Source organism: Agrobacterium sp. P15N1-A (assembly GCF_044626815.1).
Classification (GTDB): domain Bacteria; phylum Pseudomonadota; class Alphaproteobacteria; order Rhizobiales; family Rhizobiaceae; genus Agrobacterium; species Agrobacterium leguminum.
Map to the genome: position 1 here is coordinate 647,354 of NZ_JBIUPF010000002.1, position 17,626 is coordinate 664,979.

The 17,626-nt window shown below is 62.0% G+C and carries 16 protein-coding genes; 10 read left to right on the forward strand and 6 right to left on the reverse strand.

Annotated elements, in window-relative coordinates; translation table 11 throughout:
* The first annotated feature begins 147 nt into the window (after nt 1–147).
* From ACIK7D_RS11115 to ACIK7D_RS11160, 10 genes are all read left to right on the forward strand, one after another.
* The gene (locus ACIK7D_RS11115) at nt 148–1,395 is read left to right on the forward strand and encodes a Zn-dependent hydrolase (protein ID WP_400156297.1); all 1,248 of its coding nucleotides are present in this window, start codon (nt 148–150) and stop codon (nt 1,393–1,395) included.
* On the forward strand, nt 1,392–2,849 hold the full coding sequence (gene hydA, locus ACIK7D_RS11120) for a dihydropyrimidinase (RefSeq protein WP_400156298.1): 1,458 nt from the start codon (nt 1,392–1,394) through the stop codon (nt 2,847–2,849). The genes ACIK7D_RS11115 and hydA overlap by 4 nt, the downstream gene beginning before the upstream one ends.
* A complete protein-coding gene (locus ACIK7D_RS11125) occupies nt 2,846–3,289 on the forward strand; it encodes an NUDIX domain-containing protein (RefSeq protein ID WP_400156299.1) in 444 nt (147 codons plus the stop codon). Before hydA ends, ACIK7D_RS11125 begins: the two co-directional genes overlap by 4 nt.
* Entirely contained in the window at nt 3,286–4,083 is a 798-nt protein-coding gene (locus tag ACIK7D_RS11130; protein ID WP_400156300.1) for an ABC transporter ATP-binding protein, read from the forward strand. The genes ACIK7D_RS11125 and ACIK7D_RS11130 overlap by 4 nt, the downstream gene beginning before the upstream one ends.
* Nucleotides 4,084–4,293: 210 nt before the next feature.
* A complete protein-coding gene (locus ACIK7D_RS11135; protein ID WP_400156301.1) occupies nt 4,294–5,169 on the forward strand; it encodes an ABC transporter permease in 876 nt (291 codons plus the stop codon).
* Nucleotides 5,166–6,038 (forward strand): ABC transporter permease, encoded by an 873-nt coding sequence (locus ACIK7D_RS11140; RefSeq protein WP_400156302.1) that lies wholly within the window; start codon nt 5,166–5,168, stop codon nt 6,036–6,038. The genes ACIK7D_RS11135 and ACIK7D_RS11140 overlap by 4 nt, the downstream gene beginning before the upstream one ends.
* 20 nt (nt 6,039–6,058) lie before the next feature.
* Entirely contained in the window at nt 6,059–7,051 is a 993-nt protein-coding gene (locus ACIK7D_RS11145; RefSeq protein ID WP_020813653.1) for an ABC transporter substrate-binding protein, read from the forward strand.
* A 362-nt stretch (nt 7,052–7,413) separates the two neighbouring features.
* Complete coding sequence (locus tag ACIK7D_RS11150; RefSeq protein ID WP_003520590.1) at nt 7,414–8,607, forward strand: efflux RND transporter periplasmic adaptor subunit; 1,194 nt, start codon at nt 7,414–7,416, stop codon at nt 8,605–8,607.
* Nucleotides 8,608–8,620: 13 nt separating this feature from the next.
* Nucleotides 8,621–11,941, forward strand: a complete 3,321-nt coding sequence (locus ACIK7D_RS11155; protein ID WP_080815973.1) for an efflux RND transporter permease subunit — start codon at nt 8,621–8,623, stop codon at nt 11,939–11,941.
* 488 nt (nt 11,942–12,429) lie between these two features.
* Nucleotides 12,430–13,119 carry a Crp/Fnr family transcriptional regulator gene (locus tag ACIK7D_RS11160; protein ID WP_003520592.1) on the forward strand — a complete coding sequence of 230 codons (690 nt, stop codon included), beginning with the start codon at nt 12,430–12,432 and terminating at the stop codon, nt 13,117–13,119.
* Nucleotides 13,120–13,191: 72 nt separating this feature from the next.
* Here the strand turns inward: ACIK7D_RS11160 and ACIK7D_RS11165 are convergent, their stop codons facing one another.
* The 6 genes from ACIK7D_RS11165 to ACIK7D_RS11190 all read right to left on the reverse strand — a co-directional run bounded on the left by ACIK7D_RS11165 (nt 13,192) and on the right by ACIK7D_RS11190 (nt 17,621).
* Nucleotides 13,192–14,016, reverse strand: a complete 825-nt coding sequence (locus ACIK7D_RS11165; RefSeq protein WP_400156303.1) for an MBL fold metallo-hydrolase — start codon at nt 14,014–14,016, stop codon at nt 13,192–13,194.
* A 3-nt stretch (nt 14,017–14,019) separates the two neighbouring features.
* Nucleotides 14,020–14,631, reverse strand: coding sequence for an urease accessory protein UreG (ureG, locus tag ACIK7D_RS11170; protein WP_400156304.1), 612 nt, complete (start codon nt 14,629–14,631; stop codon nt 14,020–14,022).
* Between the two features lie 88 nt (nt 14,632–14,719).
* Nucleotides 14,720–15,391, reverse strand: coding sequence for an urease accessory protein UreF (locus ACIK7D_RS11175; RefSeq protein ID WP_400156305.1), 672 nt, complete (start codon nt 15,389–15,391; stop codon nt 14,720–14,722).
* A 3-nt stretch (nt 15,392–15,394) separates the two neighbouring features.
* On the reverse strand, nt 15,395–15,880 hold the full coding sequence (ureE, locus tag ACIK7D_RS11180) for an urease accessory protein UreE (protein WP_003520598.1): 486 nt from the start codon (nt 15,878–15,880) through the stop codon (nt 15,395–15,397).
* Between the two features lie 371 nt (nt 15,881–16,251).
* The gene (locus ACIK7D_RS11185; protein WP_003520599.1) at nt 16,252–16,788 is read right to left on the reverse strand and encodes a peroxiredoxin; all 537 of its coding nucleotides are present in this window, start codon (nt 16,786–16,788) and stop codon (nt 16,252–16,254) included.
* A 143-nt stretch (nt 16,789–16,931) separates the two neighbouring features.
* Nucleotides 16,932–17,621, reverse strand: coding sequence for a TIGR02117 family protein (locus ACIK7D_RS11190; protein WP_400156306.1), 690 nt, complete (start codon nt 17,619–17,621; stop codon nt 16,932–16,934).
* Between the last annotated feature and the right edge of the window lie 5 nt (nt 17,622–17,626).

A 17,626-nucleotide genomic window follows, 5' to 3' on the forward strand; every position in this document is an offset into this window, starting at 1 on the left:
ACGCCACCGCGAATTTGCAATGTTTACCAGCCGGTCAATTTATCCCCCATCGCCATCACAAGGCAATGGCTGTTATCTTAACCGGCAAAAAAGGGAACGGCACAAGCTTTGCTTCGATAAAAACAAAACAGGTGAGGACGACACTTCATGGCGGCGGGTAAGAACTTGACGGTCAATGGCGACCGTCTGTGGGACAGTCTGATGGATATGGCGAAGATCGGCCCCGGCATTGCCGGCGGCAATAATCGCCGCACGCTGACGGATGAGGATGCGGAAGGCCGCCGTCTCTTCCAGCGCTGGTGCGAGGCGGCGGGCCTGACGATGGGCGTCGACCGCATGGGCACCATGTTCGCCACCCGCCCCGGCGAGGACCCGGATGCGCTTCCCGTTTATATCGGCAGCCACCTCGACACCCAGCCGACCGGCGGCAAGTTCGATGGCGTGCTCGGCGTGCTGGCCGGGCTGGAGGTGGTGCGCAGCCTGAATGACTTGAACATCAAGACCAAACACCCGATCACCGTCACAAACTGGTCAAACGAGGAAGGCGCACGCTTTGCCCCGGCCATGCTGGCCTCCGGCGTCTTCGCCGGCATTCACGATCTCGATTATGCCTATGGCCGCACCGATACCGATGGCAAGACCTATGGCGAAGAGCTGAAGCGCATCGGCTGGCTGGGCGAGGAAGAGGTCGGCGCGCGCAAAATGCACGCCTATTTCGAATATCACATCGAACAGGGGCCGATCCTTGAGGCGGAAGGCAAACAGATCGGCGTCGTCACCCATTGCCAGGGCCTGTGGTGGCTGGAAGTGACACTCACCGGCAAGGAAGCCCATACCGGCTCCACCCCGATGGCCATGCGCGTCAATGCCGGCCTTGCCGCCGCCCGCATTCTCGAAAAGGTGCAGGAAGTGGCCATGGCCCATCAGCCGGGTGCAGTTGCCGGCGTCGGCCAGATGATCTTCACGCCCAATTCCCGCAATGTGCTGCCCGGCAGGGTGGTCTTCACCATCGACCTTAGAACCCCCTCACAGGCGAAACTCGACAGCATGCGCGCCATCTTCGAACGCGAGGTGCCGCAGATCGCCGAAGAACTCGGCGTCGGCTGCTCGATCGAAGCCATCGGCCATTTCGATCCGGTTACCTTCGACCCCGTTCTGGTCGGCCGCGTGCGCTCTGCCGCCGAAAAACTCGGCTACAGCCACATCGACATCATCTCCGGCGCCGGCCACGACGCCTGCTGGACTGCAAGGGTCGCCCCTTCCACCATGATCTTCTGCCCCTGCGTGGATGGGCTTTCCCACAATGAGGCCGAGGAAATTTCGCCGGAATGGGCCGCCGCCGGCTGCGACGTGCTGCTGCATGCGGTGCTGGAGACTGCGGAGATCGTGGAATGACCGCCACCATCATCAAGAACGGCACCATCGTCACCGCCGACCTCACCTACAAGGCCGATGTGAAGATCGAAGGCGGCAGGATCACCGAGATCGGGCCCGATCTGACCGGCGGCACGGTACTCGATGCCACCGGATGTTACGTCATGCCCGGCGGCATCGATCCGCATGTGCATCTGGAAATGCCCTTCATGGGCACCTATTCCGCCGATGATTTCGAGAGCGGCACGCGCGCGGCGCTTGCCGGCGGCACCACCATGGTGGTGGATTTCTGCCTGCCGGAGCCTGGCCAGTCGCTTCTCGATGCCCTGCACAGATGGGACAACAAGGCGACGCGCGCCAATTGCGATTATTCCTTCCACATGGCCGTCACCTGGTGGGGCGAGCAGGTCTTCGATGAGATGAAGACGGTGGTTCGGGAAAAGGGCATCAACTCCTTCAAGCACTTCATGGCCTATAAGGGCGCTTTGATGGTGAATGACGACGAGATGTTCGCCTCCTTCTCGCGCTGCGCCGAACTGGGCGCCATCCCCTTCGTGCATGCGGAAAACGGCGATATCGTCGCGCAGATGCAGGAAAAACTGATGGCGGAAGGCAATGTCGGGCCGGAGGCGCATGCTTACTCCCGCCCGCCCGCGGTGGAAGGCGAGGCCACCAACCGCGCCATCATCATCGCCGATATGGCCGGCGCGCCGCTTTATGTCGTCCACACCTCCTGCGAGCAGGCGCATGAAGCGATCCGCCGCGCCCGGCAAAACGGCATGCGGGTCTATGGCGAACCGCTGATCCAGCACCTGATCCTCGACGAAAGCGAATATGCCAATGCCGACTGGGATCACGCCGCCCGCCGGGTGATGTCGCCGCCCTTCCGCAACCGGCAGCATCAGGACAGCCTCTGGGCGGGCCTCGCATCCGGCTCGCTGCAATGCGTGGCGACCGACCATTGCGCCTTCACCACCGAGCAGAAACGCTTCGGCCTTGGCGATTTCCGCAGGATACCGAACGGCACCGGCGGGCTGGAAGATCGCATGCCGCTGCTCTGGACCCATGGCGTGGCGACCGGCCGCCTGACGATGAACGAATTCGTCGCCGTCACCTCCACCAACATCGCCAAAATCCTCAACATCTATCCCAGAAAGGGCGCGATCCTCGTCGGCAGCGATGCCGATATCGTCGTCTGGGATCCGGCGCTGGAAAAGACCATCAGCGCGGCGAGCCAGCAATCGGCCATCGATTACAACGTGTTCGAAGGGCAGAAGATCAAAGGCCTGCCGCGCTACACCCTGTCGCGCGGTCTCGTCAGCATCGAGGAGGCCACCATCGAAACGCAGCCGGGCCACGGCCAGTTCATCGCCCGCGATGCTTATCCGGCCGTCAGCCGGGCGCTTTCCACCTGGAAGGAACTCGTCGCGCCGCGCAAGGTGGAGCGCAGCGGCATTCCGGCATCGGGTGTATGACCGTGAGCGCCGGGCCGAAACGCGAAATCGTCATCGCCGCAGCCGTTCTCCTCAATGAGCGGCGGCAGATGCTTGTCGTGCGCAAGCGCGGCACCACGCAATTCATGCAGCCGGGCGGCAAGATCGATCCCGGCGAAACGCCGGAACAGGCGCTTCACCGCGAACTTGCCGAGGAAATCGGCCTGACGCTGCCCGAAAATGCCGCCCGTTATGAAGGCGTCTTTCGCGAGGAGGCCGCCAATGAGACGGGGGCCGACGTCGTCGCCCATACATTCATCGCCAGACTTCAGACAGAGGTCGCCCCGCAGGCGGAAATAGAGGAAGTGCGCTGGCTCGATCTCGACCGCCACGCCGGCGTAACGATCGCCAAGCTCACGGAAACCCAAATGCTGCCGCTGGCGCGCGCGGCCCTGACGGAAAGCGAAACCAAGCCCCGATGAACCAGGCCTCTTCCACCTATTCCGTCGTTTCCGCCAGAAATCTCGGCCTCACCTTTGAAACGGGCGATGGCCCGGTGCACGCACTCTCCAATGTCGACCTTGAGGTCGGCAAGGGCGATTTCGTCTCCTTCATCGGCCCTTCCGGCTGTGGCAAGACCACCTTTCTGCGGGTTATCGCCGATCTGGAAAAACACACGTCCGGCGACATCACCGTCAACGGCACGACGCCGGAAACCGCCCGCCGGGACCGCTCCTACGGTTATGTCTTCCAGGCCGCCGCCCTTTATCCATGGCGCAGCATCGAAAAGAACATCGCCCTGCCGCTCGAAATCATGGGCTATACCAAGGCCGAGCAGCGCGAGCGCATCGAGCGCACGCTCGATCTCGTCAACCTCAACGGTTTCGGCAAGAAATATCCCTGGCAGCTTTCCGGCGGCATGCAGCAGCGCGCCTCCATCGCCCGCGCTCTCGCCTTCGATGCCGACCTGCTGTTGATGGACGAGCCCTTCGGCGCGCTGGATGAGATCGTGCGCGATCACCTTAACGAACAGCTTCTGAAACTGTGGGATACGACCGGCAAGACCATCTGCTTCGTCACCCATTCCATTCCCGAAGCGGTCTATCTCTCGACCAAGATCGTCGTGATGTCGCCACGGCCGGGCCGGGTGACGGATGTGATCACATCCACCCTGCCGCGGGAAAGGCCGCTCGAGATTCGCGAGACGCCGGAATTTCTGGCGATTGCGCATCGCGTGCGTGAGGGGCTGAAGGCGGGGCATAGCTATGAGGGGTGAGGTCATCGCAAGCTTTACCCCCCTCTGCCCTGCCGGGCATCTCCCCCTCAAGGGGGGAGATCAGCAAGAGGCGCGACCACCGCTTCATTCGCAAACGTTGAGACGGCCGAGACCTCACCACGAGTCGATCTCCCCCCTTGAGGGGGAGATGCCCGGCAGGGCAGAGGGGGGTAAGCCACAGCCTCACAGTGAGCGGCGGAGCGAAAACCCATGACCCTCCTCCGCCACCGCATCCTCCCCATCCTCACCGTCCTCCTCGCCATCCTCATCCTCTGGCACCTCGCCGTCATCTACCTCAACATGCCCTTCGCCCGCGATCAGGCAACCCGCGCCGGTCAAACGCAGGGCTTCTTCGAACTCCTGCCGCAAACCTTCGCGCAGGAGCGCCCGGTTCTCCCCGCCCCGCACCAGATTGCCGCCGAACTGTGGGACACCACGGTCAACAAGGCCGTCACCTCCAAGCGCAGCCTCATCTATCACGCCGGCGTCACGCTCTCGGCGACGCTGCTGGGTTTCGCCATCGGTGCCGCGCTCGGCATCCTGCTTGCCGTCGCCATCGTGCATAACCGCGCCATGGACCGCTCCGTCATGCCGTGGATCATCGCCAGCCAGACGATCCCGATCCTCGCCGTCGCGCCGATGATCATCGTCGTGTTGAATTCCATCGGCATTTCCGGGCTGCTGCCGAAGGCGCTGATCTCCACCTATCTTTCCTTCTTCCCCATCGTCGTCGGCATGGTGAAGGGCCTCAGAAGCCCGGAGACGATCCAGCTCGACCTGATGCACACCTATAATGCCTCGCCCGGCCAGATTTTCTGGAAGCTGCGCTGGCCCTCGGCGCTGCCCTATCTCTTCACCTCGCTGAAGATCGCCGTCGCCATTGCGCTGGTCGGCGCCATCGTCGGTGAATTGCCGACAGGCGCCGTTGCCGGGCTCGGCGCGCGCCTGCTTTCCGGTTCCTATTACGGCCAGACGGTGCAGATATGGGCGGCGCTGTTCATGGCCGCCGGTGTGGCTGCGCTGCTGGTATCCATCATCGGCATCGCCCATGCCGCCGTCCTCAAGAGAATGGGAGCCCGGCCATGACCCATCCCGGCTGGTTTTTCGGCGCGATCCTGTTCTGGCTTGCCGCCTGGGCCTTCAACGAATGGCTGGTGCGCCGCCGCTTCTCCACGCCTGCGGCAAAACGCATCGGCCGCATCGCCGTGCCGCTCCTCTTCGGGCTTGCCATCCTCGCACTCTGGGAAGGCGTGGTGCGCGGTTTTTCCGTGCCGCCCATCCTGCTGCCGGCTCCGAGCGCCATCCTCGCACGGCTCGCCGGCTCCCTGCCGATCCTCTGGGCGGATTTCCGCCAGACCTTCATCAAATCGGTGCTGACGGGTTATGTGCTCGGCTGCGGCCTCGGCTTTGCCGTCGCCATCCTCATCGACCGCTCGCCTTTCCTGCAGCGCGGGCTGCTGCCCATCGGCAATTTCGTCTCGGCTCTGCCGGTCGTCGGCGTAGCACCCATCATGGTCATGTGGTTCGGCTTCGACTGGCAGTCGAAAGTCGCCGTCGTCGTCATCATGACCTTCTTCCCCATGCTGGTGAACACGGTGCAGGGGCTTGCCGCTTCCAGCCACATGGAGCGCGACCTGATGCGCACCTATGCCGCCGGCTGGTGGCAGACATTGGTGAAACTGCGCCTGCCCGCCGCCTGGCCCTTCATCTTCAACGCGCTGAAGATCAATTCCACGCTGGCGCTGATCGGCGCCATCGTCGCGGAGTTTTTCGGCACGCCCATCGTCGGCATGGGTTTCCGCATTTCGGCAGAAATGGGCCGCAGCAATGTCGATATGGTCTGGGCCGAAATCGCGGTCGCCGCGCTCGCCGGCTCCGGTTTTTATGGTCTCGTGGCGCTCGCGGAGCGGGCCGTCACCTTCTGGCATCCGTCCGTCCGTGGGGGACGAACGTAATAACGAAAAAGGGAACAGCGATGAAAATGAAACTTGCATCCATGCTTCTTGCCGGCGCGTCACTCCTGACCGCATTCGGAGCGCAGGCCGCCGACAAGATCACCCTGCAGCTGAAATGGGTCACCCAGGCGCAGTTCGCCGGATATTACGTCGCCAAGGACAAGGGCTTTTATGAAGCCGAAGGCCTCGATGTCGACATCAAGCCCGGCGGCCCGGACATTGCGCCCGCCCAGGTTCTGGCCGGCGGCGGTGCGGATGTCATCGTCGACTGGATGCCATCCGCACTCGCCACCCGCGAAAAGGGCGTGCCGCTGGTCAATATCGCCCAGCCGTTCAAATCGTCAGGCATGATGCTGACCTGCCTGAAAGAAACCGGCATCACCAAGCCGGAAGATTTCAAGGGCAAGACGCTGGGCGTCTGGTTCTTCGGCAATGAATATCCGTTCCTGTCGTGGATGGCGCACCTGAAAATCCCGACCACCGGCGGGGCGGACGGCGTGACCGTTCTGAAACAGGGCTTCAATGTCGATCCGCTGCTGCAAAAGCAGGCCGCCTGCATTTCCACCATGACCTATAATGAATATTGGCAGGTCATCGATGCCGGCATCAAGCCGGAGGAACTCGTCACCTTCAAATACGAGGCGGAAGGCGTGGCGACGCTGGAAGACGGGCTTTACGTTCTGGAAGACAAGCTGAAAGACGCCAAGTTCAAGGAAGACATGGTCAAATTCGTCCGCGCTTCCATGAAGGGCTGGAAATGGGCGGAAGAAAACCCTGACGACGCCGCCGATATCGTTCTCGAAAACGACGCCTCCGGCGCCCAGACCGAAAAACACCAGAAGCGCATGATGGGCGAAGTGGCAAAACTCACCGCCGGCTCGAAGGGCGCGCTCGACAAGGCAGACTATGACCGTACCGTCAAGACGCTGCTGGGCGGCGGTTCCGACCCGGTCATCACCAAGGAACCGACAGGCGCCTACACCACCGAAATCACCGATGCGGCGCTGAAATAGTCGAATTTAACCCGGATGCAGGGAACGCGCGGCACCGTCCGCGCGTTTTTTTGCAGTGGTAACCCATTTGACGAATTACAATATCCCGACCTATACAAAAATGTATATCAACCATCGCGGCTATGCGGATTGATTTGTACGACAACAAGAATTACAGTCCCGCCCACAAGACTGCCAAATTTGATCTTGTAAAATAAGCACTGGGCAAAGGTGCTTAAGATTCGCGTTGAGGGGCGTTTGAATCGGGAGGATCGAAAAGGAAGTATTGTGATCCCTTGTTTCACATCCGCTATCGCATGACCTTTTAAAACGAGCCTTGGGGCTGCAGGACATGCGATCGGATATTGCGCGAGCCAAGACACATGCAGCATAAAGTCACGTTTAACCGCTTTGTATTCCTTCTTCTTTCCGCAACGGCGCTTCCCCTCTCCGCAGCAGCCGAGGGAGAGGCGCAGGCGCCGGTCAAACAGCAGAACCTGCCTTCCATCATCGTCGCCCATGCGGCAAAACGCGATCTCGTGGACCGCATCATCGCCACCGGCACGATCCGTCCCGTGGACGAAATTTACGTCCAGCCGCTGGTCGACGGCCTGTCCATCGACACGCTGAACGCCGATATCGGCGACCGGGTGGAAGCGAATGCGGTTCTGGCCGTGCTGTCTTCCGACAGCCTCGTGCTGCAAAAAAGCCAGCTTGAGGCCAACAAGGCCAAGGCCGAGGCCTCCGTCACCCAGTCGAAGGCGCAGGTGCTGGAAGCGCAGGCCAATCTCAATGACGCCCTTCGCCAGCGCGACCGCGCCGCCAAGCTCGGCCAGAGCGGCTCCGGCTCCGTCTCCGAGACGGAAAAGACCGAAGCGGCCGCTCAGGTGGCGCAGGCCCGCCTCGATGCGGCCAAACAGGCGGTTTCCGCCGGCGAAGCCGACATCAAGGTCGTTGACGCACAGATTGACGACATCGATCTGAAGCTGACGCGCACCGGCGTGAAAACCCCGGTCGCCGGCATCGTCTCCGCCAAGAACGCCAAGGTCGGCGCAATCGCCAGCGGTGCGGGCAATCCGCTGTTCACCGTCATCAAGGACGGCGCGATAGAACTCGTCGCCGATCTCTCCGAGACGGATATCCAGAAGGTCAAGGCAGGCCAGAAAGCCTATTTGACGGTTGCCGGCGGAGCTGAGAAAATAGAAGGCAAGGTGCGCCTCGTTTCACCCACCGTCGACCCGACGACGCGCCTCGGCTCCGTGCATGTGGTTCTGCCGACCGACAGCCCGGCGCGTTCCGGCATGTATGCCAGCGCGGCGATCATCGTCGAGGAGACGAATGCGCTCGCTTTGCCGCTGTCGGCCGTCACCTCCGGGCGTGAAGGCTCGACCACCCGCAAGGTGGAAGGCGATGTCGTCAAGCAGGTGAAGATCGAGACCGGCATCGAAGACGGCGGTTTTATCGAGATTGTCAGCGGTCTTGCCGCTGGAGACAAGGTTGTCGAGAAAGCTGGAGCATTCGTGCGTGATGGTGACCGGATAAGACCGGTGGAAGCCCAGACGGCTGCGTCCAACTGACTGAGGGAATGAGATGAACTTTTCCGCATGGTCAATCCGTAACCCGATTGCGCCGCTGCTCGGCTTCGCGCTTTTGATGATCCTCGGCATGCAGGCGTTCAACACCCTGCCCATCACCCGTTTTCCGAACATCGACGTTCCCGTCGTGGCCGTCACGGTCACCCAGAGCGGCGCTTCGCCCTCCGAGCTGGAAATGCAGGTGACGAAGGAGATCGAGGACGCCGTCGCCGCCATCAGCGGCGTCGACGAAATCCAGTCCACCGTGGTCGACGGCCAGTCGACGACAACGGTTGTCTTCCGCATAGAAAAGCCGACGGAAGAGGCCGTTCAGGACACCAAGGACGCCATCGACAAGATCCGCAGCGATCTGCCCGCCGATATCGAAGTGCCCGTCGTCAGCAAGATCGACGTCGAGGGACAGGCGATCCAGACGTTTGCCGTCTCTTCGCCCAACATGACACTGGAAGAACTGTCCTGGTTCGTGGATGACACGATCAAGCGTTCGCTCCAGGGCCAGTCCGGCATCGGCAAGGTCGACCGCTACGGCGGCGCCGACCGCGAAGTGCGCGTGTCTCTGAGCCCCGAAAAGCTCGACGCCTATGGCATCACCGCAACCGAGGTGAACAGCCAGCTGCGCGGCACCAATATCGATCTCGGCTCCGGCCGCGGCCAGGTGGGCGGCAACGAGCAGACCATCCGCACGCTCGGCGACACGCGCGATGTGAGCCAGCTCGCCAACACCACGATTGCGCTTTCCAACGGCCGTTTCGTCAAGCTCTCCGAGCTCGGCACGGTCACCGACACCTACCAGGAACAGAAGTCCTTCTCGCGCTTCAACGGCAATCCCGCCGTCACCTTCGCGGTGTTCCGCTCCAAGGGCGCGAGCGAAGTCTCGGTCGCCGAAACCGTGGCGGCAAGCCTCGATGAGGTGCGCAAGAATCATCCGGACGTGTCGATCGAAATGGTCGATGACGCCGTCTATTTCACCTATGGCAACTACAAGGCCGCGCTCGACACGCTGATCGAAGGCGCGATCCTCGCCGTCATCGTCGTCCTGCTCTTCCTGCGCAACTGGCGCGCAACCCTGATTGCCGCCGTGGCGCTGCCGCTTTCCGCGATCCCGACCTTCTGGATCATGGACATCATGGGCTTCTCGCTCAACCTCGTCAGCTTCCTGGCGCTCACGCTCGCCACGGGTATTCTCGTGGACGACGCCATCGTGGAAATCGAGAACATCGCCCGCCATATCAAGATGGGCAAGACGCCCTATCGGGCGGCACTCGAAGCGGCGGATGAAATCGGTCTTGCCGTCATCGCCACCAGCTTCACCATCATCGCGGTCTTCGTGCCGGTGTCGTTCATGCCCGGCATTCCCGGCCAGTACTTCATCCAGTTCGGCCTCACCGTCGCTTTCTCGGTGTTCTTCTCGCTGGCCGTGGCCCGTCTCATCACACCGTTGATGGCGGCCTATCTGATGCGCGCCGAAGATGCGATGGACGATCACCACGACAATGACAGCCGGTTGATGAAGGCCTATACGCGCATGGTGACCGCCACCACCCGCAAATGGTGGGCGCGTTATCTGACGCTGCTCGGCGCCATCGGCTTCCTCGTCGCTTCCGTCATTCTGCTTGCCGGCGTTCCGGGCAGCTTCCTGCCGCCGGACGACGCCTCGCGCGTGACGCTTTCGGTGGAACTACCGCCCAATGCGACGCTCGACGAAACCGACCGCACGACGACGCAGATTTATCATGCCCTGCGTGACATCAACGGCGTGGAAAGCGTCTTCATCCTCGGCGGCGCTTCGCCCAAGGGCGATCTGGAGCTCCGCCGCGCCACCGTCAACGTCATCCTGCAGCACATCGACCATTCGCTGCTCAAGCTGGTGGTCAACAAGGGGCTGGGCTCCATTCCGCTCATCGGCCAATATCTGCCGAAGGTGGAGGAAAAGGGTCGCACACGTCCGCAATGGGATGTGGAGCGGGATATTTTCGCGCAGGTGCGCGGCATCCCGGATGTCCGCATCATCAAGCTGAACGACCGTGCGGAACGCGAGCTCTCCTTCAACTTCCTTTCCACCAATGAGAAGGATTTGAACGACGCCGTCGGTATTCTCGAAAGCCGCCTGCGCGCCTCGCCCATCCTCGCCAATGTCAGCTCGGAAGGTGCATTGCCCCGCCCCGAACTGCAGATCCGCCCGCGCAAGGATGAGATCGCCCGCCTCGGCATCACGCCGCAGCAGATTTCGCAGACCGTGCGTGTCGCCACCATCGGCGATATCGATGCGCAGCTGACGAAGATTTCGCTGGATGACCGGCAGATTCCGATCCGTGTGCAGGCGTCGCTCGATACCCGCCGCGATCTCGCCACCATCCGCGCGCTGAAAATCAAGACCGCCTCCGGTTCGCTGGTGCCGCTCTATAGCGTTGCCGATATCGACTATTCGGAGGGTCCAAGCTCGATCAAGCGCAACGACCGCAACCGCGTCGTCTCCATCGGCTCCGACGTTCCCTTCGGCACGGCGCTCGATACATCGACGGCCGAGTTCAAGCGCATCGTGTCGGAAACCGACCTGCCGGCGAGCGTGCGCCTTGCCGAAAGCGGCGACGCCAAGGTGCAGGGCGAAATGCAGCAGGGCTTCGTCAACGCCATGCTGCTCGGCCTGATGCTGGTGCTGGTGGTGCTCATCCTGCTGTTCAAGGATGTCATCCAGCCCTTCACCATCCTGTTCTCGCTGCCGCTTGCCATCGGCGGCGTGGCGGTCGCGCTCATCATCACGCAGAACGCGCTGTCCATGCCCGTTCTCATCGGCATCCTGATGCTGATGGGCATCGTGACGAAGAACGCCATCCTGCTGGTGGATTTCGCCATCGAAATGCGCCGCCACGGCATGGAACGGGTGCATGCCATGGTCGAGGCCGGCCGCAAGCGCGCCCGCCCGATCATCATGACCTCCATCGCCATGTCGGCGGGCATGTTGCCCTCCGCACTCGGCGTCGGCGAAGGCGGTTCCTTCCGCGCGCCGATGGCGATTGCGGTGATCGGCGGTATCATCGTCTCGACGGTGCTGTCGCTCATCGTGGTGCCGGCCTTCTTCCTCATCATGGACGACCTGTCGCGCCTGCTCGCCCACCTCTTCGGCCGTTTCGTCGGCAAGAAGGAAGAGGAGGAAGAGGCCCTCTCCAACGAGAAACTCTCGGAGATCGCCCGCGAAAACAGCCTGGCGCTCTCCTCGCTGGAGGCGCGCGTCGCCAGCATGGAAAAGGGCACCGGCGACAAGGCCGCAGACAAGGGCAGCAACATATTGCGGCTGCCGCCGCTTGCTGCGGAGTGAAAGTTGTAGCGCCGGGCCTCGTGCCCGGCGTTTCTCTTTATGGCGCTATCTCTTCCGTCATCCTCGGGCTTGTCCCGAGGATCTGCAACCGATTGATTTTATTCGACGTGATTAGATCCTCGGGACAAGCCCGAGGATGACGTCGAGGGGATACTTACCTTCCCCAACCCGCTTCAGGCCTCGACCAAGGTTTAAACCGGACAGCAGTGGGGCGTGACCCGAGAATTCCATCGAGCCCAAGTGAATGATTCCATAGATGCTTGGGCAACACTTCCAAACAGCCGCATCCCTCCGCCGTAAAAGCGGCTTATGCCTGTTTGATCGAAATCAATTCGCTTTCCAGGTGAACTGCTAATCTCCCTCGCATCGGGAATTGCCGGTCGAAGGATAATGCGATGAGCTCTTTTCAGATAGGCGTGCGGGAACACGAACATCCCCGGTTTCGTATCGCTTCGGACAGCCCGGCAAAAGGTATGAGCGGGAGCCGGATGGACGTGAACAAGACCGTGAAGCTGAGCAACAGGGACAGGAACATTCTGCTGCGTGCACCCTTGATCGGGATAGCGGATGATGCGGCGGCATTGAAGCTGATGGAGGCGGCGACCATCACCAATGTGAACGCCCGCCATGTGCTCTTCAAGGAAGGCGAAGCGGCGCAGCATTTCTACTGCGTGCTGTCGGGTTATATCAGGCTTTACCGGCTGGACCGGCATGGGCGCGAAGCGGATGTGCGCGTCAGCGGCCCCGGCGATACCTTCAACGAATGCCTGATTTTCGGCAGCGATACCTATCGCTATAGCGCGCAGGCGGCGGAAAGCTGCACCGTGGCGCGGTTCGAACTTGCGAGAATCCGCAGTCTGATCGATCAGGAGCCGGCCATCGCCAAGGCCGTCATGCGCTGCCTTTCCAACAGCCTGCTGGCCACCATGGATTGCATCGCCAACGACCGGCTGCAGACCGCGCCGCAGCGTGTCGCCCATTACCTCATCAATCAGGGCCCGCGCGACGCGACATCCTTTTCGCTGCGGCTGCCGTTCCAGAAAAGCCTGCTAGCCGGCAAGCTCGGCCTCGCGCCGGAAGCGCTGTCGCGCGCCTTTTCGGCACTGAAAAAGGCTGGCGTCACCGTGCGCGGACGCATCGTGCAGGTCAATGACGTCGCCGCGCTGAAGCAGATCTGAAAATACCGGGAGAGGATAAAGGGCGGGATGCCATCGGGCATTCCGCCCTTCTGCATGTCCGAAATCGGAAAATCAGTCCGGTTGCGGCACGAAACGGAAGCTGTCGCCCTGCCGCTCGACACGGAAAAATCCGCCCAGATGACCGCCGGAAACCAGCCAGCCATGATCGGCGGCCTCGGCCAGCGCCTTGAGGCGTGTTTCGTAAGCAAGCGCGGAATCGATATCGTAGACGAAACCGACGCCGGGATCCCTCACCTGCAACTCGCTGACATGCAGCACGTCGCCCCATAATAACAGCCGCTCGTCGCCGTTGCCGATCAGATAACCGGTGTGCCCCGGCGTATGGCCGGGCATGGCGACTGCCTCGATACCCTCGGCGACCGCGCCCATGGGGATCGGCCGCAGCATCGGGCCACAAATGTCGAGCAGCCGCGCGGCAAGGTCGAAACCGCCCTGCCGGGCGGGCGGCAGGCTCTTGCGCGCCTCCGCGCTGCTGAAAAAGCCGAGATCGGCCTCGGGCACCCATATGTCGGCATTGGGGAAATAAGGCCGCTCGCCATCGATGAGGCCAAGCGCATGGTCGCCATGAATATGGGTGAGGATGACACGCGTCACATCGGCCGGCTGAATCCCGGCGGCGATCATCGCCGCGCGGGCATGGCCATAGGCTGCACCCCAGGCCGTGCCGCAACCGGCATCGATCAGCCAGATGCCGTCAGGGCCGGACAGCGCGAAGCAGTTGACGTCCATGTCCACCGTTTCGCCCCGATGGCCGGCAAGGGCCGCAGCCAGCGCTTCGGCGCCCTGACGGTGGATGAGATGGCCGACCGGCGCCTTGTAGACACCGTCGACAAAACGGGAAATCTCGTAAGCGCCGAAACGGCGGGAAATAGCCATATTTCAGAGACCGCCCTGCTCTTTCAGGAAACCGACGATGCGATCCACGCCGTCGCCGCGTTTCATATCGGTGAAGACGAAGGGCATGGCGTTGCGCATGCGGGTCGCATCGCTGTCCATGACGGCGAGGTCAGCACCGACATAGGGCGCAAGGTCCTTCTTGTTGATGACCAGCAGGTCCGAGCGGGTGATGCCCGGCCCGCCCTTGCGCGGAATTTCCTCACCCTGACAGACGGAGATGACATAGATGGTGATATCGGCAAGATCAGGCGAAAAGGTCGCGGCGAGATTATCGCCGCCGGATTCGATGAAGATCACATCGAGATCAGGAAACCGCGCATTGAGCCCGGCAATCGCCTGCAGATTGATCGTCGCATCCTCACGAATGGCCGTATGCGGGCAACCGCCCGTCTCGACCCCGACGATACGCTCGGACGGCAGTGCCTGCATGCGCACCAGCGCCTCGGCGTCTTCCTTGGTGTAGATATCGTTGGTGACGACCGCGACCGAATAATCCGCGCTCATCGCCTTGCAGAGCTTCTCCGTCAGCGCCGTCTTGCCAGAACCGACCGGCCCGCCAATGCCGACGCGCAGCGGCCCATTACCCGATTTCATCACTCTGTTCCCTTCGATATGCTTCGGTCTTGTTCACCATAGTCCCTCAACGGGGCGCTTCAAGATATGCAAGGATCGTGCCGCCCTTTCATGACCGGAAAAGCCGGGTGCCCTGCGTTTCATGGCGCATGGCTGCCGTATCGGCGATGATCGTCGCGCTGCCGAGATCGTCGAGCGTGGATTGCATCGCCCACGCCGCCATCTCCGCGATGATCGCCTCGCTTGCGGCCAGAATGGCAACGCCATCCCTCTGTCCCGCGACCCCGAGGCGGATGCCCGCTGAAACGATCTGCGAGGCGCCGGCATGCAAAAAGGCGGCAATCGTTTCCCTGAGCGGCACCGCATGACCGGCGGCGACCGCCCCGACGGCGACGGGATAGGGAACGTCTTTCGGCAGCAGGTCCAGAACCGCATGCGGCCAGGCGCCGGCGGCGGCAACGAAGGCATCGCCCAGAAGCACCGTCTCGCGGTATCGCTCCGCCGAACCGGCCAGCGCCCGCGCCAGATCGGCCGTTTCGCTCAACACGGCCGCATCCCCGGCGCTGCGCCAGGCATGCGCCAGAAACACCGCATCGTTCCAAAGGCTGCCGTGGCGCAGCAGCGTTTCGAGCCAGTCGCGCAGGGCCGCCGCATCGCCGACACGCCGATCCTCCACCGCCTTTTCAAGCCCGCCGGAATAAGAAAAACCACCGACGGGAAAGGCCGGCGACATCCAGGCCATCAACCGCAGCAACGCGGCGACGCCGCGATCTTCACTCACGGCTCAGCCGTGATCGTGATGGTGATGCCCGTGGTCATGACCATGGGAATGGCCGCCATGGGCGTGGTAAGCGCCGCGCGCCGGCTGGAATGGCTCTTCCACCTCACGCACGGTGGCGCCCAGACCTTCCAGCATGGCGCGAATGACATGGTCGCGCAGGATGAGAATACGCTCTTCCTCGATCTGCGCGGAAAGATGCCGGTTGCCCAGATGCCAGGCAAGCTCGATCAGGTGAAGACGATCCTTCGCCTTGATTTCGAACAGCTTTTCATCCGCCGCACGGACCTCGATCAGATCACCGTTCTCCACCACCAGAAGATCGCCATGGGCAAACAGCACGGCTTCCTTCAGATCCAGCATCACCATCTCGTCATTTTGCAGATGCAGCAGCTTGCGGCGCAGATGCCGCTGGTCATGCGCCAGGGTGACATAACCGGAAGCTTCGTCGGCAGGGGTTCCGGCCGGATGATAGGAGGTGACGCGCAGCATGGGATGATCCGTTTCAGAAACAGTCTTGGGGGTCTGATTTTTGCCGGATAGGCGGGGTGATTTCAAGGTGGATACAATGCAAGGCGTGAAAAAGGCCGGCATTGCCGGTAGAAAGACTTGAGGCGTCCGGCAACTACTCCTCCGTCATGCCGGTCCCCGGAACAGGCCCGAGGATGATCCGGCATCCAGCCACGGCGCGTCCGCGCCGTGAGAGGAGTCTTTCGCGATCAAGGACTTGATCGCGCTGGACCCCGGATCTGGTCCGGGGTGACGGTGCGCGGATGAAGCGGCACCGCGAAAAACAATCACGTCCCAGAAAACAAAAAAGCCCGGCATTGCGGCCGGGCTTTCACAAAATCGTAAAACCGAAATCAGGCCGCAGCGCGTGCCTTCAGGTTTTCCAGAATGTTCTGCGGCGCGGAAACGCCATAGGGGTCGGATTCGCAATTGTCCGAATAGCCCTCTTCCTCGAACCACTGCTCGACGACGCCATCGTTGACGACGGCGGCGTAACGCCAGGAGCGCATGCCGAAACCGAGATTGTCCTTGGCGACCAGCATGCCCATCTTGCGGGTGAACTCACCCGAACCATCCGGAATGACCTTGACGTTTTCGAGGTTCTGGCCCTTTGCCCAGGCATTCATGACAAAGGCGTCATTGACCGACAGGCAATAGATGTCATCGACGCCGAGCGCGCGGAACTCGCCCGCCAGCTTTTCGAAATCGGGAAGCTGGTAGGTCGAGCAGGTCGGCGTGAAGGCGCCGGGCAGCGAAAACAGAACGACCTTCTTGCCCTTGAAATAATCGTCGGAGGTCATGTCCTGCCAACGGAACGGATTGGGGCCACCGACGGCCTCATCGCGAACGCGCGTGCGGAAGGTTACGGCGGGCACTTTTTTGCCGAGCATGTCTTGTCTCCTGTTCTGGCGTTTTGCGAGGATCGCTTGGGATCGATCCGCGCGGAATTCTTTTGCCGTTTCCATAGCGCAAGACGCGCTGCGGTGCAGCATAAAAATAGGCTTTGCCGGAGGAAAACCGCGGCTTGCGAGGATCAATTATGCAGCGCCACCGACCAGCGCAGCAATGGCGGCAATGGTGTCCACCAGCCGGTGCGAATGCCGGCTTCCCGAAGCATCGCGGCCGACCATGTGTTGCAGCCGACAAGGGCGTTGAACCGGCCATTCGCCTCGAAAAACGCATCCGTCAGACCATAAGAAACGCCGGGTATCAGCCGCACCTTGCCCCCGGGCCCGCCCCCGTCATCGTCCCGCAGGAAGCTTGCGCGAATGGCCGCCACGAGGCGTCGATAACCCGCTTCGGAAATGCGAAGGCGCTTTACCCCGGCAAGATCGGCGGGAAAATCCCCCGTCACATCCACATGCATCACCGACCGGTCGAGCGTCAGCGAGCGCAGGACCGGCATGGGTTTCAGATCGGCCCAGGTGGGTGTCTCGGTATAAAACGACCGGCCGCCCCAACCGAACACCAGATAGGCCGCCGCCGGATGGTTGACGGCAATGCCGCCTTCCTGCAATTCGGAAAAGTCCCGCCGCAGATCGTCGTCAACCGGCAGGGCGATATCGGTGTGGATCGGGTTGGATAACAGCAGGATTTCGCGGCCCGCCGCGCCATCGCTCACATCCCCGGCGAAAAACGGGCGCGGCACGACAGTACCGAGCAGAAGGAACAGGAGGATCAGCAGCATGCCGCCGCCGATCCGCCTTGTGAGAAGTCGCAACACGAAAT

Coding starts and splice junctions, on each gene's coding strand:
- ACIK7D_RS11115 (WP_400156297.1), top strand. CDS start 148: ATGGCGGCGGGTAAGAACTTGACGGTCAATGGCGACCGTCTGTGGGAC.
- hydA (WP_400156298.1), top strand. CDS start 1,392: ATGACCGCCACCATCATCAAGAACGGCACCATCGTCACCGCCGACCTC.
- ACIK7D_RS11125 (WP_400156299.1), top strand. CDS start 2,846: ATGACCGTGAGCGCCGGGCCGAAACGCGAAATCGTCATCGCCGCAGCC.
- ACIK7D_RS11130 (WP_400156300.1), top strand. CDS start 3,286: ATGAACCAGGCCTCTTCCACCTATTCCGTCGTTTCCGCCAGAAATCTC.
- ACIK7D_RS11135 (WP_400156301.1), top strand. CDS start 4,294: ATGACCCTCCTCCGCCACCGCATCCTCCCCATCCTCACCGTCCTCCTC.
- ACIK7D_RS11140 (WP_400156302.1), top strand. CDS start 5,166: ATGACCCATCCCGGCTGGTTTTTCGGCGCGATCCTGTTCTGGCTTGCC.
- ACIK7D_RS11145 (WP_020813653.1), top strand. CDS start 6,059: ATGAAAATGAAACTTGCATCCATGCTTCTTGCCGGCGCGTCACTCCTG.
- ACIK7D_RS11150 (WP_003520590.1), top strand. CDS start 7,414: ATGCAGCATAAAGTCACGTTTAACCGCTTTGTATTCCTTCTTCTTTCC.
- ACIK7D_RS11155 (WP_080815973.1), top strand. CDS start 8,621: ATGAACTTTTCCGCATGGTCAATCCGTAACCCGATTGCGCCGCTGCTC.
- ACIK7D_RS11160 (WP_003520592.1), top strand. CDS start 12,430: ATGGACGTGAACAAGACCGTGAAGCTGAGCAACAGGGACAGGAACATT.
- ACIK7D_RS11165 (WP_400156303.1), bottom strand. CDS start 14,016: ATGGCTATTTCCCGCCGTTTCGGCGCTTACGAGATTTCCCGTTTTGTC.
- ureG (WP_400156304.1), bottom strand. CDS start 14,631: ATGAAATCGGGTAATGGGCCGCTGCGCGTCGGCATTGGCGGGCCGGTC.
- ureE (WP_003520598.1), bottom strand. CDS start 15,880: ATGCTGCGCGTCACCTCCTATCATCCGGCCGGAACCCCTGCCGACGAA.
- ACIK7D_RS11185 (WP_003520599.1), bottom strand. CDS start 16,788: ATGCTCGGCAAAAAAGTGCCCGCCGTAACCTTCCGCACGCGCGTTCGC.